This window comes from Nocardia sp. CNS-044 (assembly GCF_059570515.1).
On sequence record NZ_JCANSX010000005.1, the window covers coordinates 571411 to 592291 of the forward strand.

At 67.9% G+C, this 20881-nt stretch carries 17 protein-coding genes; 16 read left to right on the forward strand and 1 reads right to left on the reverse strand.

What is annotated here, in order from left to right:
• Nucleotides 1-65 precede the first annotated feature (65 nt).
• From T333_RS03635 to T333_RS03645, 3 genes are all read left to right on the forward strand, one after another.
• Entirely contained in the window at nt 66-1067 is a 1002-nt protein-coding gene (locus T333_RS03635) for a hypothetical protein (RefSeq protein WP_496423666.1), read from the forward strand.
• Between the two features lie 32 nt (nt 1068-1099).
• On the forward strand, nt 1100-1657 hold the full coding sequence (locus tag T333_RS03640) for a hypothetical protein (RefSeq protein ID WP_496423667.1): 558 nt from the start codon (nt 1100-1102) through the stop codon (nt 1655-1657).
• 77 nt (nt 1658-1734) lie between these two features.
• Nucleotides 1735-2259, forward strand: coding sequence for a hypothetical protein (locus T333_RS03645; protein ID WP_496423668.1), 525 nt, complete (start codon nt 1735-1737; stop codon nt 2257-2259).
• Nucleotides 2260-2507: 248 nt separating this feature from the next.
• Here T333_RS03645 and T333_RS03650 read toward each other — a convergent pair whose 3' ends face one another.
• A complete protein-coding gene (locus tag T333_RS03650; protein WP_496423669.1) occupies nt 2508-3725 on the reverse strand; it encodes a hypothetical protein in 1218 nt (405 codons plus the stop codon).
• Between the two features lie 205 nt (nt 3726-3930).
• On the opposite strand from T333_RS03650, the gene glf reads away from it, so the two are divergent.
• The 13 genes from glf to T333_RS03715 all read left to right on the forward strand — a co-directional run bounded on the left by glf (nt 3931) and on the right by T333_RS03715 (nt 20839).
• Nucleotides 3931-5160, forward strand: a complete 1230-nt coding sequence (glf, locus tag T333_RS03655) for a UDP-galactopyranose mutase (RefSeq protein WP_496423670.1) — start codon at nt 3931-3933, stop codon at nt 5158-5160.
• Nucleotides 5157-7088: a glycosyltransferase gene (locus tag T333_RS03660; protein ID WP_496423671.1), complete on the forward strand. Its 1932-nt coding sequence runs from the start codon at nt 5157-5159 to the stop codon at nt 7086-7088. Before glf ends, T333_RS03660 begins: the two co-directional genes overlap by 4 nt.
• 57 nt (nt 7089-7145) lie before the next feature.
• Nucleotides 7146-7661, forward strand: coding sequence for a phosphatase PAP2 family protein (locus T333_RS03665; protein WP_496424131.1), 516 nt, complete (start codon nt 7146-7148; stop codon nt 7659-7661).
• 74 nt (nt 7662-7735) lie between these two features.
• Nucleotides 7736-8662 (forward strand): decaprenyl-phosphate phosphoribosyltransferase, encoded by a 927-nt coding sequence (locus T333_RS03670; protein WP_496423672.1) that lies wholly within the window; start codon nt 7736-7738, stop codon nt 8660-8662.
• A 4-nt stretch (nt 8663-8666) separates the two neighbouring features.
• Nucleotides 8667-10586 carry an arabinofuranosyltransferase AftB family protein gene (locus tag T333_RS03675; protein WP_496423673.1) on the forward strand — a complete coding sequence of 640 codons (1920 nt, stop codon included), beginning with the start codon at nt 8667-8669 and terminating at the stop codon, nt 10584-10586.
• Between the two features lie 324 nt (nt 10587-10910).
• Nucleotides 10911-11906 (forward strand): alpha/beta hydrolase, encoded by a 996-nt coding sequence (locus T333_RS03680; protein WP_354998155.1) that lies wholly within the window; start codon nt 10911-10913, stop codon nt 11904-11906.
• Between the two features lie 301 nt (nt 11907-12207).
• Nucleotides 12208-13263, forward strand: coding sequence for an alpha/beta hydrolase (locus tag T333_RS03685; protein ID WP_354998154.1), 1056 nt, complete (start codon nt 12208-12210; stop codon nt 13261-13263).
• Between the two features lie 423 nt (nt 13264-13686).
• Nucleotides 13687-14676 carry an alpha/beta hydrolase gene (locus T333_RS03690; RefSeq protein ID WP_354998153.1) on the forward strand — a complete coding sequence of 330 codons (990 nt, stop codon included), beginning with the start codon at nt 13687-13689 and terminating at the stop codon, nt 14674-14676.
• 297 nt (nt 14677-14973) lie between these two features.
• On the forward strand, nt 14974-16011 hold the full coding sequence (locus tag T333_RS03695; protein WP_354998152.1) for an alpha/beta hydrolase: 1038 nt from the start codon (nt 14974-14976) through the stop codon (nt 16009-16011).
• 207 nt (nt 16012-16218) lie between these two features.
• The gene (locus tag T333_RS03700; protein WP_496423674.1) at nt 16219-18021 is read left to right on the forward strand and encodes an alpha/beta hydrolase-fold protein; all 1803 of its coding nucleotides are present in this window, start codon (nt 16219-16221) and stop codon (nt 18019-18021) included.
• Nucleotides 18022-18123: 102 nt separating this feature from the next.
• Nucleotides 18124-18672, forward strand: coding sequence for a DUF732 domain-containing protein (locus T333_RS03705; protein ID WP_354998150.1), 549 nt, complete (start codon nt 18124-18126; stop codon nt 18670-18672).
• Nucleotides 18672-19652, forward strand: a complete 981-nt coding sequence (locus T333_RS03710) for a cutinase family protein (RefSeq protein WP_354998149.1) — start codon at nt 18672-18674, stop codon at nt 19650-19652. Before T333_RS03705 ends, T333_RS03710 begins: the two co-directional genes overlap by 1 nt.
• A 167-nt stretch (nt 19653-19819) precedes the next feature.
• Nucleotides 19820-20839, forward strand: a complete 1020-nt coding sequence (locus T333_RS03715; protein ID WP_354998148.1) for an LLM class F420-dependent oxidoreductase — start codon at nt 19820-19822, stop codon at nt 20837-20839.
• The last annotated feature ends 42 nt before the right edge of the window (nt 20840-20881 follow it).

Consider the following 20881-nt stretch of genomic DNA (forward strand, 5'->3'; position numbering starts at 1 on the left):
GCGCGCGGGGCGGTCCGTGCGCATACTTTAAGTGTTCGACCGGCTGATTCGGAGGGACGAGACGCATGCTGTACAGCCAGGAGAGTTCGGGCACGCGGCCGGTCGAGCCCGTCGGGGCACTCGCGACCGCGGTGGCGCTGTTCGCGGCCATCGGCGCGGCGGCGAACCTGGTCGGGCTGCTCGTGCTGGCTTTCGGTTTCTTTCCCGATCCCGGTCGATACGACGATTCGCTCGCGGTCTCGACCGCGCTCGGTACGCTGCTGCTGGTCTGCGCACTCGGCTACGGTGCGGTGCTGACCGTCCGCGGTGACGAGGACGGGCGCTTCACGGTGCTCGTCGCCGCCGGTGTCTGGACGGTCGTCGGTGTCGCCGGTGTGTTCGCCGCACTACGCGGCTATCGGTCCGAATACGGCATCCATTGGGCCGAGGAGGGCGGTCCGGCGGTGGACATCGCCACGTCGACCGCGGGTCTGGTCGGCTCGGTGACGGCCATGGTGCACGGTGATTGGCTGGTGAATCTCACGGGGCTGGTACTGCCCGTGATCATCGTGACCCTTGCCGCATCCGCGATTCCGTCGGCTGCTGCCCCTTCGCCGAGCGCACCCCCGCCGAGTGCCGCTACCGCCATCGACGAGGTGGTCGCGATCACCACGGGGGTGCTGGCGGCCTTCGTCGGTTTGCTCGGCGCGGTCGGCTCTTGCCTCGGCCTTGTCGTGGCGCTCGGCTCGGACAACGAAGTCGCGCCCGTCGTGTTCGTCGGCTTCGGCGTTGGCGCGCTGATCGCGTTGCTCTGGCTGCTCGGTGCGCTGCTGCTGTTCCTGCGGCGGAATGCGGGGCGGCTCATCCTCATCGGCTTGTCCGCGATCGCCCTGCTCGGCGCATTCGTTCTGGCCGCCGCCGTCGGTGGCCTGGTGGGCTGGCTCCCACTCGTCCTGTCCGGCGCCGTCTTCGGTCTCTCCGTCGCGCGCCCGACGGGCCGGTGGATCGCCGCACGGCGCCGACCGTTGCTCAACGCTCGAGCGCCGATGGATGATTCGCGGTCGAGCGGCGCGGTGACAGCGCGGTAGAGTTCACGGCGCAGCTACGAGGGGGTTTCGACATGTACCCAGGTCCGGGTTATCCGGCGTATCCGCCGTACGGGTACACACCGCCGCCGCCCAGCGGGGGTACCGCCATCATGGCGGGGGTGCTCGCGCTGCTCGCGGGTGCGTACAAAATCTTCACCGCCCTCAGCGGTTTCCTTGCCCTGCAACGGCTCGCGGACGTGCGCCGTGCGATCGGCAGCTCGGGCTCCGCCGAACCCGAGCTCTACATCATGGTCGCGATCTCGGCGAGCATCGCGGCCATGCTCCTGCTCGGCGGCATCCTGCTGCTGATCCGCAAGAGCGCGGGGCGCACGCTCATCGTGGTGGCCTGCACCTTGGCGGTTATCGAGGGCTTCGTCAGCCTCGGCGCCATCACCGACGCGGGCATGATGAGCGAATCCGCTGCGGCCACCGTCGGTTTGGCCCTGGGCGTGAGCCTGCCGCTGCTCATCGGAATCCTTGCCGCCGTCGGCCCCACCGCCCGCTGGGTCGCCGCGGGCCGTACCCCGGTCGCTCCGATGTACGGTCAGCCGACATACCCCTATGCCCCGCCGCAGTATCCGCACTACTGACCACGAGTGGACTCGGTCGTCCAGCGATCCTGTCGGAGCGGCGCGGTAGGGTTTCGATGCATTGAAGGGGGAGTTCCATGGGCTATCCGTACGAGCCGCCTGGCTATGGCTATCCGCCGGCCGCGCCCGGCTATCCGCAGCCGGGATACGGTTTTCCGCCGCCCGCACCGAGCGGCGCGACAGCCATCATAGCGGCGGTGCTGTCCACGCTCGTCGGCTTGCTCGGCTCGGTCGGCATCTGCATCGGCCTCTTCGAAGCCCTGGACCCGGACAACGAAGTGGAGCCCGCCGCGTTCATCGGCATCGGCGTCGGCGCGCTGATCGCGATGCTCTGGCTGCTCGGCGCACTGCTGCTGTTCATGCGTCAGACCGCGGGGCGCGTCATCATCATCGGCCTGTCCGCGATCGCCCTGCTCGGCGCACTCGTTCTGGTCGCCATCGGCGGCGTCGCCGGTGGCCTGCCACTCCTCCTGTCCGGCACGATCTTCGGCCTCTCGGTCGCGAGCCCGACGGGCCGCTGGATCGCCGCCCGCCGCCAACCCACCTACCCACCCGCTTATCCACCCCCGTCGTACGGCCAGCCGCCCTACCCGTACCTCTGACCGCCGATCCCGCCCACGGTCCAGGACGTCCGCGGACCGCGTCGCGTGAGTTCCGCGCGCACCGATAGGTGCGATCGATGAGTCACCCGGCGTCGATATCGCGCACATCACCAACGGCGAACTGGGCGAACACTATTGGCGCGTGGACACCGAGACGTCCACGGCGAACTCGACGTCGGCTTCCCGGCCTGACTCGGCCAATTGCGACGGCGCATCCGCTCGGCGTGGGCCGCAAACTGCGCGAATCCTCAGACCGCGCACATCGACTGCATGACCCCTTTGAGGATCGGCGCGCCATAGGTCGCGGGCGAGAAGGCGAGCGTCTGGATGATCGACAGCGGTGTCGTCACGCTCGAGCCGACGCCGGTGAAGCCGAGCGCCATATTGCCCGCGGTCAGCAGCAGACTGGTGACGTCCAGGGTGAGCGTCGCCAGGTCGAAGGCGTGCTCGACGCGCACCTCGGCGAGCGGAACGGTGTTCAGCGCGCGGCCCTCGTAGAGGCTGAAGCCGAGATTGCTCAGGAAGGTCAGTGGCCCGTAGTCGATCGAGTGCACCAGGGGGCCGAGTTCCTCGGTGCGGCGCAGCAGCGCCAGCTCGGCGACCCGGTTCTCGCCGAGAAAGGCCTGGAGCGCGTCGGCGGCGGCGTGCATCGCGGGCCGGTCCAGCGGCAGATCGGCGGCGTCGAGGTAGGCCCTGGTGCGTTCGACCAGCGTGGCGGTGGTGAGTTCGGCCATCGGCGTGCACGTCCCGTCGGCGCGTACCAGCGCGTTGGCCAGGTCGATCAGCGGCGCGGGAAGTTCGACGCGCTCGATCGGATATTCGTCCAGCTCGAGTTTCGGGTAGGCGTTCGGCGCCGCGCAGTTGGCGGCGATGAACTCCTGCACCTTGCGCGTCACCGCCTTCACGCCGTTGAACATCGCGCCGACGATCGGCTTCAGGAAGAAACCGGCGGTGGGCACCATGCTGGCGGCCAGCTGCGCCGGGATCTTCACGATCCTGGTCGCGAGCACGAACACCTCGATCGCGTCGTTCACGGTGAGGTGGGCGACCGACATGGTCTCGTGCACGCGGCCGGTGCGGATCGCGTCCAGCCCGTTGACCAGATAGGTGACGATCGGGTCGTCGAGGAACTCGGGCCGCTCGCCCACCGCGCCCGGGTGCTTGGGCAGACCGTCGCGGTGCACGCGCACGGCGGCGAGGGAGGCGCGGAAGTCGGCGACCTGGCGGTCGTAGCCCGCGACCTGCTCCGGCGGGACCAGGGTGCGCACGGCGGTGGCGGCGGCGGTCACCACGTCGTCGAAAGTCGGGGCTCCGGTGACGCAGAGCGCCGCGGCGTCGGTGATCGGCGTCGAGGCTAGTGAGTCGTCCTCGGCGTTGGCGGTGGCGGGAATCAGGACGCTGCCGCCGAGGACCGCGCACAGCGCGAGGATGCCGGTGATCGGGGCGAGGAGGCGCGGAAGACGCATGACGACTACTCCGGTCGGACGATCGTTGGGAAACCCAACGCGACACCAACTGGACAGATGTTCAGTTGGACGGTCCTCTATGTAATAGCGCCTTCATGGCCGCGACGTAGCCGTTTCGGCGAACAACGCGGGAAATTCCGGTTGCCGGGGCCGCCCGCCGCCTTCCCCCCGGGCCGCGTGCGGACTTCCGATACGCTGGGCTCCCGTGACCGTCGCATCGTCCCCCGGTACCTCCGCCAACCCCTCCGCACAGTTCGATCTGATCGTCGTCGGCTCCGGCTTCTTCGGGCTGACCATTGCCGAACGCGCCGCCAATGTCCTCGGCAAACGGGTGCTAGTGCTCGATCGCCGCTATCACATCGGCGGCAACGCCTACTCGGAGCCGGAACCGCAAACCGGGATCGAGATCCACAAGTACGGTGCGCACCTGTTCCACACCTCGAACAAGAAGGTCTGGGATTACGTCACGCAGTTCACCGAGTTCACCGGCTATCAGCACCGCGTGTTCGCGATGCACAAGGGGCAGGCCTACCAGTTCCCGATGGGCCTCGGCCTGATCTCGCAGTTCTTCGGCCGCTACTTCACCCCCGACGAGGCAAAGGCGCTGATCGCCGAGCAGGCCGCCGAGGTCGAGACCAAGGACGCGCAGAACCTCGAGGAGAAGGCCATCTCGCTGATCGGCCGCCCGCTTTACGAGGCGTTCGTCCGCGACTACACCGCCAAGCAGTGGCAGACCGATCCCAAGGAACTGCCCGCGGGCAACATCACCCGCCTCCCGGTGCGCTACAACTTCGACAACCGCTACTTCAACGACACCTTCGAGGGCCTGCCCGCGCAGGGGTACACGAAGTGGCTGGAGAACATGGCCGCCTCCGACCTCATCGAGGTCCGGCTGGACACCGACTGGTTCGAGGTCCGCGACGAAGTGCGCGCGCAGAACCCGGACGCCCCTGTCGTCTACACCGGTCCGCTGGACCGCTACTTCGACTACAGCGAGGGCGAACTCGGCTGGCGCACCATCGACTTCGAGACCGAAGTGCTCGAAACCGGTGACTACCAGGGCACCTCGGTGATGAACTACAACGACGCGGACGTGCCGTACACCCGCATCATCGAGCCGCGCCATTTCCACCCCGAGCGCGAGTACCCCACGGACAAGACGGTGATCATGCGCGAGTACTCCCGCTTCGCGCAGACCGGCGACGAGCCGTACTACCCGATCAACACCCCGGAGGACCGCGCCAAGCTGCTCGCCTACCGCGAGCGCGCCAAGCAGGAAACCGCGTCGGCGAAGGTCCTCTTCGGCGGCCGCCTCGGCACCTATCAGTACCTGGACATGCACATGGCCATCGGCTCCGCGCTGAGCATGTTCGACAATGTGCTGCGACCGCATCTGGAGTCGGGCGCGCCCCTCGTGGACGAAAGTGCAGAATGACCTCCTCACCGATGTTGGAAGAGATGACGACCGAGACCCGCGCGAAATCGCTGCTGCAGCGCATCATCCTGCCCAGGCCGGGTGAGCCCCTCGACGTGCGCACCCTCTACCTGGAGGAATCGGCGACCAACGCCAAGCGCGCGCACGCGACCACCCGTACTTCGCTGTCCATCGGCGCGGAGTCCGAGGTCTCGTTCTGCACCTACTTCAACGCGCTGCCCGCCAGCTACTGGCGTCGCTGGAGCGTGCTGACCTCGGTGGTGCTGCGGCTGGAGCTGGCCGGACACGGCCGGGTGGACATGTACCGCTCGAAGGCCGACGGCTCGCGAATCCACGTACAGGGCAGCGAGTTCGCCGTCGCGGCGGGCGCCGACTCGACGACGGTGGAATTCGAGACCGATCTCGCCCCGTTCGAGGACGGCGGCTGGATCTGGTTCGACATCACCACCGACACGGCGGTCACGCTGCTCTCCGGCGGCTGGTACGCGCCGATCGATGCGCCGGGCGACGGCAGCATCGCGGTCGGCATGCCCACCTTCAACCGGCCCACCGACGCGGTGAAGACCCTCGGCGCGCTCGGCTCCGACCCGCTGGTGCTGGAGAAGATCAAGGCCGTCATCATCCCGGACCAGGGCACCAAGAAGGTCGTCGACGAGCCCGGTTTCGCCGAGGCCGCCGCGGTGCTCGGCGACCGGCTCGCCATCCACGACCAGCCAAACCTGGGCGGTTCCGGCGGCTACAGCCGGGTCATGTACGAGGCGCTGAAGACCACCGACGCCCAGTACATCGTCTACATGGACGACGACATCGAGATCGAGCCCGACTCGATCCTGCGCGCGCTCGCCTTCTCTCGGTTCACCAAGTCGCCGATGCTGGTCGGCGGGCAGATGCTCAACCTGCAGGAGCGCTCGCACCTGCACGTCATGGGCGAAGTGGTCGACCGGAGCATCTTCATGTGGACGGCGGCGCCCAACGTCGAATACGACCACGATTTCGCCAAGTACCCGCTGCGCGACCGCGACAATTCCAAGCTGCTGCACCGGCGCATCGACGTCGACTTCAACGGCTGGTGGACCTGCGTGATCCCGCGCCAGGTCGCCGAGGAGCTCGGCCAGCCGCTGCCGCTGTTCCTGAAGTGGGACGACGCCGAATACGGCCTGCGCGCCCGCGTCGCCGGTTATCCGACCGTCACTCTGCCGGGTGCGGCGGTCTGGCACATGGCGTGGAGCGACAAGGACGACGCCATCGACTGGCAGGCGTATTTCCACCTGCGCAACCGCCTGGTGGTCGCCTCGCTGCACCTGCCGGGCGACGGGCGCGCCATGATCGTCAACACCGTCAAGGCCACGCTCAAGCACCTGCTCTGCCTGGAGTATTCGACGGTGGCGATCCAGAACCTCGCCATCCGCGACTTCCTCGCGGGCCCGGAGCGGCTGTTCCAGCTGTTGCCGAGCGCGCTCGGCGCGGTGCACGAGCTGCGCAAGCAGTACCCGGACGCGGTCATCCTGCCCTCCTCGACGGAGCTGCCGCTGGCCAGCCACATCGGCGTCGGCGCGGTGGGCGAGCCGCCGAACCCGATCGCGAAGGTCGTCCGGCTGGTCAAGGGTCTGGTGCACAACGTGCGCCCGGCGCACACCGAACACCACCGGACCCCGCAGCTCAACGTGCCGACGCTGGACGCGCGCTGGTTCCTGCTCTCGCAGGTCGACGGCGTCACCGTCACCACGGCCGACGGCCGCGGCGTCGTCTACCGCAAGCGCGATCCGCGCCAGGCTCTCGGCCTGTTCAAGGAGGCGATGCGGCTGCGCAAGGAGCTCGCGGCCCGCTTCCCGGAGATGCAGCAGCGCTACCGTGCCGCGCACCCGCGGCTCACCAGCACCGCGGCCTGGGAGAACGCCTTCGGCATCGATCAGAACGGAACCAAATAAGTGAGTGCGGTCAACCCCAGCCTCCAGGATTCGGCCACCCGGCCGCCGGAGGTCGCGATCATCAACGCCGTGCAGGCGAGCATCGGCACGAATCCGTCGGTCGTCTCGGCCGCGCGCGGAATGTCGCACTTCGGCGAGCACGCGCTCGGCTGGATCGGCATCGCCGCCGCGGGGTGGTTGGTCGACAAGCCGCGGCGGCGGCAGTGGGCCGGGGTCGCGGTGGGCGCGGTCGGCGCGCACGCGGCCTCCATCGTGATCAAGCGCGTGGTCCGGCGCCCGCGTCCGAACGACCCGTCGGTGCAGGTCAACGTGGGGACGCCGAGCAAACTGAGCTTCCCCTCCTCGCACGCCACCTCCACCACGGCGGCTGCGGTGTTGCTCGGCAGACTCACCGGGCTACCCTTGCCTGCGGTGCTCGTACCGCCGATGTTGCTCTCCCGAGTCGTACTCGGGGTGCACTATCCCTCCGACGTGCTCGCCGGATCCGCGCTCGGTGCCGCGTCCGCCGCTGCCCTGCTCGCCGCCGAAAAGCGACTCGACCCGCGGGGCGAGCGACGGGCCCGGAGGGGGTAGCTTGCGTAACCATGCAGGGCACCGGGAGCGCCGCAAATCAAACACCGTTCGCACAAGAAAAGGCCTTGGTTGACATGAGTGAAGAGCCGACCGGCGCCGATCTGGCCGAGGCCGTTGTCAAGGGGCCGCCCAAGACGCTGGCGGGCGGTCTGATCAAGGCAGTCCGGCCGCGTCAGTGGGTCAAGAACGTCCTGGTGCTCGCCGCCCCGCTCGCCGCGGGCTCGGTGACCGAGATCGACGTGCTCGCCCACGTCGGTGTCGCCTTTGTGGTGTTCTGCATGGCGGCCTCGGGCATCTACCTGGTCAACGACGCGCTGGACGTGGAGGCCGACCGAGCCCACCCGACCAAGCGGTTCCGGCCCATCGCCGCGGGCATCGTCCCGGTGAACCTGGCCTTCGGAATTTCCGCGGTGCTGCTGGTCGGCTCGATCGTCGGCTCGTTCGTCGCGGCCTGGCAGCTGGCCGTGGTGATGGCGGTCTACATCGTCATCCAGCTGGCGTACTGCTTCGGGCTCAAGCACCAAGCGGTGCTGGACATCTGCATCGTGTCGAGTGGCTTCCTGCTGCGCGCGGTCGCGGGCGGCGCGGCGGCGGCCATCCCGCTCTCGCAGTGGTTCCTGCTGATCATGGCGTTCGGTTCGCTGTTCATGGCGGCGGGCAAGCGCTACGCCGAACTGCAGATCGCGCTGGGCACCGGCGCCAAGATCCGCAAGTCGCTGGAGTACTACACGCCCACCTACCTGCGCTTCATCTGGACGCTGGCGGCTACCGCGGTCGTGGTCTTCTACGGGCTGTGGGCCTTCGAGCAGGATCGGGCCAACGACACCACCTGGTTCGCGATCTCGATGATCCCGTTTACCATCGCAATCCTGCGTTACGCGGTCGACGTCGACGGTGGCGAGGCCGGAGAACCCGAAGAGATCGCGCTGGGGGATCGCGTCCTCCAGTTCCTCGCAATCGCCTGGATCGGAGCGGTAGGTGTCGCTGTCTATCTCACCTGACGAGATGCTGGTAGAGGGAGCGGAGCGAACTGAAGACGAGGCGGAACGCACTGCCAACGCGCAGGCGCGGTCCGCCTCGTCTTTCCAGCGCCTATCCCGAGCCACGTTCGTCGGTGGGATCGCGCTCACCGCGGCGCTTTTCGCGATCGGCGGCTGGCAGCGTCGCTGGATCGCCGACGACGGCCTGATCGTGCTGCGCACCGTCCGCAACCTGCTGGCGGGCCACGGCCCGGTGTTCAACATGGACGAGCGGGTCGAGACCAACACCAGCACGGCGTGGACCTACATCGTCTGGTTCTTCAGCTGGCTGACCCAGGCGCGGCTCGAGTACGTGGTGCTCGGCATCGCGCTGACGCTGTCGGTGGCCGCCATGGTGTTCGCCATGCTCGGCACGGCCCGGCTGTGGGGCGGCACCAGGTCGGCGCTGCTGTTGCCCGCCGGTGTACTGGTCTACATCGCGGTGCCGCCCGCCCGCGACTACGCCACCTCCGGCCTGGAGAGTGGACTCGTCATCTGCTGGCTCGGCGCGCTGTGGTGTTTGCTGCTGCGCTGGGCGCAGGCCGAGCGGGTGCGCCTCGGCGGGCTGTTCGGTCTGGTGTTCTTCGCCGGACTCGCACCGCTGATCCGTCCGGAGATGACCCTCGTGGGCGCGCTCGCGCTGCTGATGATCTTCTTCGCGCCGCTGCCGGAGACCCGTTTCCGCCCGATCGTGCTGCGCGCGGTCATCGTCGCCGTGGCGGGCCTGGTGCCGTTGGGCTACCAGATCTGGCGGATGGGCTACTACGGCCTGCCCTACCCGAACACCGCCGTCGCGAAGGACGCGGGCGGTGCGAAGTGGAGCCAGGGCTTCACGTACCTGTGGGATCTGGTCGGGCCGTACTACCTGTGGATCCCGCTGCTCGTGCTGCTGGTCCTGGGTGTCGTCGCGGCCCGTTCGATGGTCGCGCCCGCGGGGAGCCCGTCGACCGAGGGGCGCCTGCGCCGGTTCAGCGCGTGGCTGCGCTCGCCCGCCGCGGTGGTCACCCTGGTGCTGGTCAGCGGTTTTCTGCTGACGATCTACGCGTTGCGCGTCGGCGGCGACTTCATGCACGGCCGCATGTTGCTGCCGCAGCTGTTCCTGCTGCTGCTCCCGGTCGCGGTGATTCCGCTGCGGCTGCCCGAAGGCGGCCTGCGCGCGGCGAACTGGCCGGTCGCGGTGATCCTGATCGCCTGGCTCGGCACGCTCGGCTGGGCGCTGTTCGCCTCGGGCACCACGGCCATCAAGACCGGCACCAAGATCAGCTCGTCGGGCATCGTCGACGAGCGCGTCTACTACGTGCTCAACACCGGCCACGACCACCCGATCCGGGCCACGGACTACCTCGACTACCCGCGCATCCGCGCCATGGTGAACAACATCCAGGAGACGCCCAACGGCGGCCTGCTGCTGAACTCGCCCGCGTTCACGTTCTGGTACATCGCGCCCCCGCCGCAGCCCATCCCCGACGGCGGCGCCGGTCACACGGTGTACTTCCTGAATCTGGGCATGACCAGCATGAACGTCCCGCTCGACGTGCGCGTCATCGACCAGATGGGCCTGGCTTATCCGCTGGCGGCGCACACCGAGCGGCTGGCCGACGGCCGCATCGGCCACGACAAGAGCCTGTACCCGGACTGGGTCGTCGTGGACGCGGGCATGGTCGACAAGAAGCCGTGGATGCCCTGGTACCTGGACGAGAAGTGGGTCACCCAGGCGCGCACGGCCATGTCCTGCCCGGACACGCAGGCGCTGCTGATCTCCTCGCGCGATCCGCTGACCTTCGAGCGTTTCCGGCACAACCTGCGCAACGCGCTGTCGTTCGCGAAGTACCGGATCGAGCGGGTGCCGAAGTACGAGATCCAGCGCTGCGGGCTGGTCGACCCCTTCCCCCAGCCGCCGAACTGAACCTCTGGAGTCACACTGGGCCCACGGATCTCCGTGGGCCCAGTGGTTTCTGGTGAACTTCTCATAAACGTGTCGTACGCCGCTTTATCTCTTTTTGATAACGCCCTTGCATCGATGGCGGGTTAGGCTCATCCGGTATGCCCGCCGGGGTGTCCACTCGACGTGGACGGGGACCGGCGGTCTCCGTCGAGGCGCGGCCCTCTCCGGTCGCTGTAGGGAAAGGCCCAAAAAATAATGCGAGGCGTGATCGGGCGCAGCGCGCAGGCTGGTCGCCTGCGTGCTCGCAGAGCCGGTGGATGGCTCAAGAAGTCGGTCCTGGTTTCGATGGCAGTCGTGCTACCGCTCGGGGCGTCGGTGGCAGGCCAGGGCGCCACCGCGTCCGCGGCGTTCAACCCGGAGGGCTTCGACTTCTGGGTCGACTCCAGCATGGGGCCGATCAAGTCGCGGATCTTCCGCGCGGCCGACGGCAACACCAACCGTGTGGTCTATGCCCTGGACGGCATGCGCGCCCGCGGTGACCTGAGCGGCTGGGAGATCGACACCGAGGTCGCCCGCGAGCTGACCAAGTGGAACATCAACGTGGTCATGCCGGTCGGCGGCCCGTCCAGCTTCTACGCGGACTGGAACGCGCCGAGCACCTTCCTCGGCATCCCGACCGGCTCGGGCCCCTCCGGCTCGTCCTCGGGCTCCTCGATGACCGGCTCGTCCGGCTGGAACGAGACCGTCGGCAAGGTCAGCACCTACAAGTGGGAGACCTTCCTGACCCAGAACCTGCGCTGGGCGCTGCGCGACCGGCTCGGCTTCAGCCCGAACCGCAACGGCGTGTTCGGCCTGTCGATGGGCGGTTCGGCCGCGCTGACCCTCTCGGCCTACCACCCGGATCAGTTCAGCTTCGCCGGGTCCTACTCCGGCTACCTGAACATCTCCGCGCCGGGCATGCGCGAGGCGCTGCGCGTCGCGATGCTGAGCGCCGGTGGGTACAACATCGACGCGATGGCGCCGCCGTGGGGCCCGCAGTGGCTGCGCATGGACCCGTTCGTGTTCGCGCCGCAGCTCAAGGCCAACAACACCCGCCTGTGGATCGCCGCGGGCAGCGGCCTGCCCGCCGCGGGTGACGTGCACTCGCTGATGGACGTCGTCCAGGGCGTGCCGCTGGAAGCGCTCGCGCTGGTCAACACCAGGGCGTTCCAGGTGCGGATGATGACGCTCGGCGCCAGCAACGTCACCTACAGCTTCCCGTCCGTCGGCATCCACAACTGGCGCAACTGGGAGTCCGAGGTCCACCGGATGATTCCGGACCTCTCGGCCAACATCGGCTGATTCCAGGCTCGACCCGAAACCGCCCGGCGCTCCCCGCGCCGGGCGGTTTTTTCGTCCGCCGAACGGGCATCCGCAAGCGGGGTAGGCAACGAATCAGCAGCGGGAAAGCCATGAATCCTTGTGGGCTGGATCACTTTCCAGCAACATATAAGCATTCGTTGCCGATTTATACACATAGTGCATGCACAAAGGTCGAAACGTCCGTTTTCAGCGCGGACGCGTGATCTTCGTGCCCGATGAGGGGGCCGGTCGAGTTGCTTGCTGTTTGCCTCCTCCGGTCGCCGAGGAAAGGTCGAGTCGAATGCGTACTGCCCGTGGGAAACACCGCCCGAAGCCGTCATCCGGATCGTGGATGCGCAAGTGGGCGTTCGGAGTCGCTGTCGCGATGTTGGCGCCACTGGGGGTTTCCGTGGCGGGCACCGGAGCCGCGGCCTCGGCGGCGTTCAATCCGGCGGCCTTCGACTTCTGGGTCGACTCGGGCATGGGCCCGATCAAGTCCCGTGTCCTGCGCGCCGCGGACGGCAACACCCACCGCGTCGTCTACGTCCTGGACGGCATGCGCGCGCCCGAGACCCTGAACGGCTGGGAGATCGAAACCGACGTCCCGGCGCTGCTGGCCAGCCAGAACATCAACGTCGTGATGCCGGTCGGTGGCATGTCCAGCTTCTACGCGGACTGGAACGCGCCGAGCGAACTCCTCGGCATCCCAGCGGGTTCCGGCTCCAGCTCCGGCTCCGGCGCGATGAACGTGCTCGCGGGCGGTCCCGGCAAGAGCTACCGGTATCAGTGGGAAACGTTCCTCACCCAGAATCTGCGCTCGGCGCTGCGTGATCGCCTCGGATTCAACCCGAATCGCAACGGCGTCTTCGGCCTCTCGATGGGCGGCAGCGCCGCGCTGACCCTGGCCGCCTATCATCCGGACCAGTTCAGCTTCGCCGGTTCCTTCTCCGGCTACCTGAACAACTCCGCCCCCGGCATGCGCGAGGCGATCCGCGTGGCCATGCTCGACGCGGGCGGCTACAACGTGGACTCGATGGCGCCGCCCTGGGGCCCGCAGTGGCTGCGAATGGACCCGTTCGTCTTCGCACCCAACCTGATTCGCAACGGAACCCGCCTGTGGGTCGCCGCGGCGAGCGGGTTGCCCACGGCCACCGATTCGCCTAGCTTCAACACCCTCAACGGCATGGGGCTCGAGTCGCTCGCGCTGGTCAACACCCGGGCTTTCCAGGCGCGCATGGCGACGCTCGGCGGCGGCAACGCCGTCTACTCCTTCCCGGCCTACGGCATTCACGCCTGGAACAACTGGGCCGACGAGGCGAAGCGCATGCTTCCGGACCTGTCCGCGAACATCGGCTGACGAACCACCGAGGACCGCTCGGGGCCATCGGGTTCCGAGCGGTCCTTCGCGTTGGCTGAACGATCGCTGGCGGGCGATCGAGAACCGGCCCCCTATATAAGGAGGCGCCCCACCGGGAGCGGAACCGGCCGCCGTCCGGTTTTGATCACGATCCGATATAGGCGCGCGTCTCGCGTCGGTTTGCTTCGAATATGCACATATAGAAGAGCAGTACCGCTTCGAAACGGCAGTACCGCCGAAACCCGTGCTAGTCCGGTTCTCGGCGCCAGTGGCGATCCTCATGCACGACGGTTGCGGTCGATGAAGACCGCGCGGGCGAAAGGTCTGGTCGATGCGAGTTGACGGGTTGAGCGAACGCAGTGAGCGAATCATGGGCTGGCGCACACCACGCACGGTGATGCCGAGCGCGGGCGGGGCCGGGGCATGAACGGGAGGGTTGCCGGGGGGCGGCGATGGTGGCGGCGTTCGGTCGCCGGTCTGGCGCTCGCGCTCGCGGTGCCCTTCGGCGCGGCGACCGCCGGGCTGACCGCACCGGCCACGGCGGGCTTCGATCCGGCCGGTTTCGATTTCTGGGTCGATTCCAGCATGGGGCCGATCAAGACGCGCATCTTCCGCGCGGCCGACGGCAACACCAACCGCGTCGTCTACGCGCTGGACGGTCTGCGCGCACGCAACGACCTGAGCGGCTGGGAGATCGACACCGACATCTCGCGGACCCTGACGCAGTGGAACATCAACGTCGTGATGCCGGTCGGCGGTCAGTCCAGCTTCTATTCGGACTGGATCGCGCCGAGCAACACCAACGGCCAGACGATCACCTACGCCTGGGAAACGTTCCTGACCGAGAATCTGCGCTGGGCGCTGCGCGACCGGCTCGGTTTCAATCCCAACGGCAACGGCATCTTCGGTCTTTCCATGGGCGGTAGCGCCGCGCTCGCGCTGGCCGCCTATCACCCCGATCAATTCCGTTATGCGGGTTCGTATTCCGGATATCTGAACATTTCGGCGCCCGGCATGCGCGAGGCACTGCGGCTGGCGCTGCTCGACGCGGGCGGTTTCAACATCGACGCCATGTGGGGCCCGCCGTGGGACCCGCGCTGGCTGCGCCACGACCCGTTCATGTTCGCGCAATTGTTGCGGCAGAACGGCACTCGGCTCTGGATCTCCGCTGGCAGCGGCGCGAACGGACCGCGCGACGCGATCACCGCGCCGATCGACGCCTATCACCTCGGCAACGCCATGGCATTGGAGACGCTCGCGCTCGCCAACACGCGCGCGTTCCAGGCCAGGATGGACACCCTCGGCGGCGGGAACGTGGTCTACAACTACCCGGCGGTCGGGGTGCACAACTGGCATTACTGGCAGGACCAGGTGCTGGCGATGCTCCCCGATATGAGCGCCCATCTCGGATGACGTAACAAATTGACCTTCGGGGACGACATCACTGCTGGAACGCGGTATGGTCACCGCACGATCACAGATTGTGCGCGGGCGGATTTCGGCCACCCGGTCGACCGCAGCCTTGCTAAGGATTCGGACGTCGAATATCCTCCTGCGAGCGTAAGTGTGACCATATCGTTGTAGCGCCGTCGATTGATGCCGGAATGTCGGGAACCGGTATCGGTGTGACGCGCGTCTCGTTGGCAGCACGGGTGTCGCCCCGCCGGTTCGGCGCGGCGGCACCGCAACAGCAGAAAGTGAGCAGGATTCATGCGTTTCGGCAGGGCCGCCGCGCCGAAGAGTGTCAAGTCGGGTCGGCGAGGCGCACCTCGTGGTTGGCGTAATCGAATTCTGGCTGTCGGAGCCGCTGCGCTAGCGCTGCCGATCGCCGCCGGACTGGCTTCCCCGACCGTCGCCACAGCCGCTCCCGTGCACGCCCCGGTGCTGCGCGCGCCGGCCGGTGGTTACGAGGAGTTGATGGTCCCGTCGCAGATGGGTCCGATCAAGGTTCAGGTGCAGTGGGCATCGCGCGGCGGCAACGCGGCGCTGTACATGCTCGACGGCCTGCGCGCTCGCGACGACCGCAACGCGTGGTCGTTCGAGACCAACGCGATGGAGCAGTTCAAGAACGACAACATCACCCTGGTGATGCCGGTCGGCGGTCAGTCGAGCTTCTACACCGACTGGTACGCGCCGAGCAACACCAACGGTCAGAAGACCACCTACAAGTGGGAAAGCTTCCTGACCAACGAGCTGCCGAACTTCCTCGCGGGCTACGGCGTCTCCAAGAACAACAACGCGGTCATCGGCCTGTCCATGGGCGGTAGCGCCGCGCTGGCGCTGGCCGCCTACCACCGCGACCAGTTCAAGTTCGCCGCGTCCTACTCCGGCTACCTGAACATCTCGGCGCCGGGCATGCGCGAGGCGATCCGCATCGCGATGCTGGACGCGGGCCGCTACAACGTGGACTCGATGGCCGCGCCGTGGAGCCCGCAGTGGCTGCGCATGGACCCGTTCGTGTTCGCGCCGCAGCTGAAGGGCCTGCCGATGTACATCTCGGCGGCGTCGGGTCTGCCCGGTCAGTTCGACCGGCCCGCCTCGCCGGTCGGCCTGTTCAACACCGGTAACGCGATGGCGCTCGAGGCTCTGTCGCTGGTCAACACCCGCGCGTTCCAGGTCCGCCTGAACTCGCTCGGCATCCCGGCCTTCTTCGACTTCCCGGCCGCGGGCACCCACTCCTGGAAGTACTGGGAGGGCCAGCTGTGGAACTCGCGTAAGGGCATCCTGGACGCCACCGGCGCCTGGTGATCACCGCGCACTGAACAACCGCACGACGCCGTCGCTTCCTCGCGAAGCGGCGGCGTCGTCGTTTTCCGACACGCCGGTTCGCTATGGGCGCGGCTACCGGAAACTGAGGGTTTGCCGGAGTAGAAAACTCATGTGGCTGGAGTTGCGTGTGGTAGATGGGGGAGAGTCCGACGACGCGGCGGACGCACGGCGCGCGGCCGTTTCGCCATGCTTGCCACCGCCCTGGTGCTACCCCTCGCCGCGGGAATCACCACCCCGCTGACCTCGCCTGTCGCCGCCCAGCCCACGGCAGCCCTCGCCGAGGCCACCGTGCAGAACGTGGTCTGGCACGGTGACCGCAGGGTGGCGCTGTGGGTGAACTCGCCGTCGATGGGCGCGCCGATACAGGTGCAGTTGCTGCTTGCCAGGGACTGGAACAACCGGCCGGACGCCAGGTTCCCCGTGCTGTTCCTGCTCGACGGCCTGCGCGCCACCGAGGACGAGAGCGGCTGGACCAAGGACGCGGGGGCGGCGGGCTTCTACGCCGACAAGAACGTCACGGTGGTGCTGCCGGTGGGCGGCCAGTCCAGCTTCTACTCCGACTGGTTGCAGCCGAACAACGGCAAGAACTACAAGTGGGAGACCTTCCTCACCAAGGAGTTGCCGCCGCTGCTGGAGAGCCAGTGGCGGGCCGCCGCTGTGCGCGGCATGGCGGGCCTTTCGATGGGCGGCACCGCGGCCATGTTCCTCGCCGGTCGCAATCCCGGTTTCGCCAAGTACGCCGCCTCGTACTCGGGTTTCCTCACCACGACCACGCTCGGCATGCCGCAGGCCATCGAGTTCGCCATGCGCGACGCGGGCGGTTTCGACTCGGCCGCGATGTGGGGTCCGCCGACCAGCCCGGAGTGGGAGAACCACGACCCGTACTTCCTCGCCGACCGGCTCGAGGGCACCAGCATCTACGTCTCCAGCGGCAGTGGCGCCACCGGGCCGTTCGATCAGGCCTCCGGCATTCCCGGCGTGAGCACCAACTACGCGGGCATGGGGCTGGAGATCCTGTCCCGGCTCACCTCGCAGAACTTCGTCACCAAGCTGGCCGAGCTGTCCATCCCCGCGCAGGTCAACTACCGGCCATCGGGCACCCACTCGTGGCCCTACTGGGACTTCGAGATGCGCCAGTCCTGGCCCCAGGCGGCGGCCGCGCTCGGGATCGAATCCGACAAGCCCGCGTGCGCGCCCGCCGAGTCGATCGGCGCCGCGGTGGCCGCGAACGGCTGGCTCGGCGAATGTCTCACCGGGGAGTACCAGGTGGCGGGCGGTGTCGCGCAGGACTTCCACGGTGGGCGGGTCTTCTTCGCGCCGGAGAGCGGCGCGCACGCGGTCGGCGGCATGATCGGCGGCGGCTACCAGGCCGCGCACGGACCCGCGGGCCCGCTCGGCCTGCCGACCGGCGGTGAACGCGGGCTGCCCGACGGACGCGGCCGGTTCCAGCCATTCCAGCACGGCTCGCTGTATTGGACGCCACAGACCGGAGCGCAAGTGGTGCGTGGCGCGATCCTCGACGAATGGGGCGCGCAGGGCTTCGAACGCGGACCGGCGGGCTATCCGACCGCGCCGGAGATCAAGACGCCGAACAAGGACGGCGCGGTGCAGGCCTTCGAAGGCGGTCCGTTCTATTACAGCGCCAAGACCGGCGTGCACCGGGTGCACGGGCTGATCCTCGGTAAGTACGCCCAGCTGGGATACGAGAACAGCTGGCTCGGTTTCCCTGCGGCGGAGGAACTTCCGCTGAAGGATCTCGGCCGCTACAGCCGATTCGAGGGCGGCAACATCTATTGGAGCCCGCTCTCCGGAGCCTGGGCGGTGCGCACCGGGCCGATGATGGACGCCTGGCAGAGCGTCGGCTTCGAGAACGGCAAACTCGGGTATCCGATCAGCGACGAGTTCGCGATTCCAGGCGGTGTGCGGCAGAACTTCCAAGCCGGGTTCATCACGGTGGTGAACGGCAAATCGGAGGTTCACGGTCTTTGATTCCGACCGGTCTGTTGGCTGACTGACGCCGGTCGGCCCGTGGTTGCCATTACCCTGGGGGCGACCGATCCCCCTTGCCCAATAGATCGAGGACAGAAATACATGCATCGGACCCGAGGAAAGGTACTCGGCGTCGCCGTGGCGATCGCCGCGACCGGCCTGCTCAGCGCCTGCGGTGACAACGACTCGACCGCGACGAGCACGCCGACTCTGAAGCCGACCACGACGACGTCGGCGCCCGCCGCCGCGCCGACCAGCCCGGCCGAGACCGGCCACGAAGGCCACGAGACCACCCCGGCTCCCGCGCCCGAGCAGGCGCCGCCGCCCGTCGAGACCGTCGCGCCGGAGCGTCCGGAGCCGGTGCCGACGAATGTGGTGCCGCCCGCCGACACCTCCAACCTCACCGAGAAGGACCGCAAGTTCCTCGACGCGCTGAAGGCGCAGGGCATCACCCCGTCCAGCCCGGATATCGCGCTGAGCATCGGTAGCTACGTCTGCCAGGGCGTCGCCGCTGGCGCGTCCGAGCAGGACCTGACCACGTTCGTCAACGCTATGGCCGGTTCCGACCCGTCCTTCGACCCGGCCAAGATGCCGGTCGAGCAGGCCGGTCAGATCTACATTCAGACGGCCAAGCAGAACTACTGCCAGTGATGGCGGGCGGTTCGAGACCCCGCCGGCTTCGGCCGGTGGGGTGCCTGGTCGCGCTGGCAGTCGTCGCGTTGATCGTCGTCGTGGTGATCTTGCTGTGGTTCCTGCTTGCCGGACGGCTGCGGGTGCCCAAACCGGGCCCCGAACCGCCGCCCAAGCCGCCGACCTCGCAGCCCGCCACCTGCCCGGACGTGCAGATGATCTCGGTGCCGGGCACCTGGGAGTCGAGCAGCGCCGACGACCCGCGCAACCCGGCGGCCAACCCGCTGTCGCTGATGCTCAACATCTCCGGGCCGGTGCGGCAGCAGTTCCCCGCCGAGCGGGTCGACGTCTACACCGTGCCGTACGTGGCGCAGTTCTCGAACCCGATCGCCATCCCGCCGGACGGTCAGGAGTCCTACAACAACAGCCGTTCCGAGGGCACCCAGCGGATGGTCGACATGATGACCGAGCGATCCCGTGAATGCCCCTTGACGACCTACGTGATCGCCGGGTTCTCCCAGGGCGCGGTGATCGCGGGCGACGTCGCCGCGCAGATCGGCGCGGGCAAGGGTCCGGTTCCCGCCGACCGGGTCCTCGGCGTGACGCTGATCGCCGACGGGCGACGCACCCTCGACACCGGCCCGGGACGCGCCATCCCGATCGGCGCCACGCCGCCCGGCGTGGGCGCGGAGGTCGCGCTGACGGGCCTGAAGGTCCCCGGCATCACGATGACCGGCCCGCGCGACGGTTTCGGCGCGCTCGCCGACCGCACCTACACCATCTGCGCACCGGGCGACATGATCTGCGATTCGCCGCCGCAGGCGCTGAACCCGGTGAACTGGATCCCCAGCGTGCTCGCGCTCGTGCGGGCGGTCGGAAATCCGGTGCACGCCTTGTACAACGGATACGTGGTGGACGGCGACGGCACCACGGCGACCCAGTGGACGGCGAGCTGGGCGAGCGGTCTGATCGAGGGCGCCCCTCGGCCGCCGCATTCGTGAGATGGCACAAACCACGCCGACGTCGTCGTGTGTTCGGCCAGCCTGTGCCGCAGCAACCGTACGGGAGTTCCCCGGCACGTTGTAAAGTGCGCTGATGATCGCGACTACCCCCGAGTATCAGGGGCGCGAGTCGCGCCGTATTTCCTTACAGCCAGGAGCATGAGTTCATGACACAAGCCGCCGCATCGGCCGGTGAGCTGACCGCATTGGGCACCCCGTTGCGTCCTTTTCGCTTCGGGGCTGCGGGCGAGGGGAACAAGCAGGAAGGCGGCGCCCGCAAGTTCATCCAGACGGCGCAGCAGGCCGAGGAGTACGGGTTCGACACCTTTTTCGTGCCCGATCACCTCGGTGATCAGATCGGTCCGATCGCCGCGCTCGGCGCACTGAGCCAGGCCACCGAGAAGATCCGCCTTGGTACGTCGGTGCTGGCCAACGGCTTCCGCCACCCCGTGGTGCTCGCCAAGGACCTGGCCACCATCGACGTGCTGTCGAAGGGCCGCCTCGAGGTGGGCGTCGGCGCGGGCTGGAAGCAGGACGAGTACCTGGCCGCGGGCCTGGTCTACGATTCGCCGGGCGTGCGTCTGGCCAAGCTGGACGAGGCGCTGACCATCCTCGACGTGCTGCTGCGCGGCCAGGAGTGCACTTTCGAGGGCAAGTACTACCAGGTCAAGGGCATCAAGGGCACCCCGCGTCCGCGGCAGGGCCCGCGCCCGCCGATCTGCACCGGCGGCGGCGGACCGAAGATGCTGCGCCTGGCCGCCAAGCACGCCGATATCATCTCGATCGTTCCGGTCACCACCAAGAACGGTAAGGGTCTGCTCTCCGGCATCACCATGGAGAAGACCATCGAGAAGGTGAACCTGATCAGAGAGGCCGCGGGCGAGCGGTTCGACCAGATCGAACTGAACTGGGCCATCACCGCGATCGTCATCACCGACGATCGGGAGAAGACCGCCGAAATGGCGCTCTCGGCCATCGATCGCGGTCTGCATCCCGACCTCGAGGTCGACACCAAGCTCTCGGTCGAGGACATCCTGAATTCGCCTTACGTGGCGATCGGGACGTTCGAGGAGATCGCCGAACAGATCCGTCGTGTGCGGCAACTCACGTCGATGTCGTATGTCGGCGTCTTCCCCACCCAGATGGACGCGTTCGCACCGGTTATCCCCCTGCTGCGGGAAGAGTGACCCGGTCTTCTCTGTAACATGTCTCTGGTTTGAGAACATCTA

Bases quoted from the DNA above. Each gene is read 5' to 3' on its own strand.
- T333_RS03695 (WP_354998152.1), top strand. From the start codon at position 14,974: ATGCGTTTCGGCAGGGCCGCCGCGCCGAAGAGTGTCAAGTCGGGTCGG.
- T333_RS03670 (WP_496423672.1), top strand. From the start codon at position 7,736: ATGAGTGAAGAGCCGACCGGCGCCGATCTGGCCGAGGCCGTTGTCAAG.
- T333_RS03700 (WP_496423674.1), top strand. From the start codon at position 16,219: ATGCTTGCCACCGCCCTGGTGCTACCCCTCGCCGCGGGAATCACCACC.
- T333_RS03690 (WP_354998153.1), top strand. From the start codon at position 13,687: ATGAACGGGAGGGTTGCCGGGGGGCGGCGATGGTGGCGGCGTTCGGTC.
- T333_RS03680 (WP_354998155.1), top strand. From the start codon at position 10,911: ATGGCAGTCGTGCTACCGCTCGGGGCGTCGGTGGCAGGCCAGGGCGCC.
- T333_RS03675 (WP_496423673.1), top strand. From the start codon at position 8,667: ATGCTGGTAGAGGGAGCGGAGCGAACTGAAGACGAGGCGGAACGCACT.
- T333_RS03650 (WP_496423669.1), bottom strand. From the start codon at position 3,725: ATGCGTCTTCCGCGCCTCCTCGCCCCGATCACCGGCATCCTCGCGCTG.
- T333_RS03705 (WP_354998150.1), top strand. From the start codon at position 18,124: ATGCATCGGACCCGAGGAAAGGTACTCGGCGTCGCCGTGGCGATCGCC.
- T333_RS03660 (WP_496423671.1), top strand. From the start codon at position 5,157: ATGACCTCCTCACCGATGTTGGAAGAGATGACGACCGAGACCCGCGCG.
- T333_RS03645 (WP_496423668.1), top strand. From the start codon at position 1,735: ATGGGCTATCCGTACGAGCCGCCTGGCTATGGCTATCCGCCGGCCGCG.
- T333_RS03715 (WP_354998148.1), top strand. From the start codon at position 19,820: ATGACACAAGCCGCCGCATCGGCCGGTGAGCTGACCGCATTGGGCACC.
- T333_RS03640 (WP_496423667.1), top strand. From the start codon at position 1,100: ATGTACCCAGGTCCGGGTTATCCGGCGTATCCGCCGTACGGGTACACA.
- T333_RS03635 (WP_496423666.1), top strand. From the start codon at position 66: ATGCTGTACAGCCAGGAGAGTTCGGGCACGCGGCCGGTCGAGCCCGTC.
- T333_RS03685 (WP_354998154.1), top strand. From the start codon at position 12,208: ATGCGTACTGCCCGTGGGAAACACCGCCCGAAGCCGTCATCCGGATCG.
- T333_RS03710 (WP_354998149.1), top strand. From the start codon at position 18,672: ATGGCGGGCGGTTCGAGACCCCGCCGGCTTCGGCCGGTGGGGTGCCTG.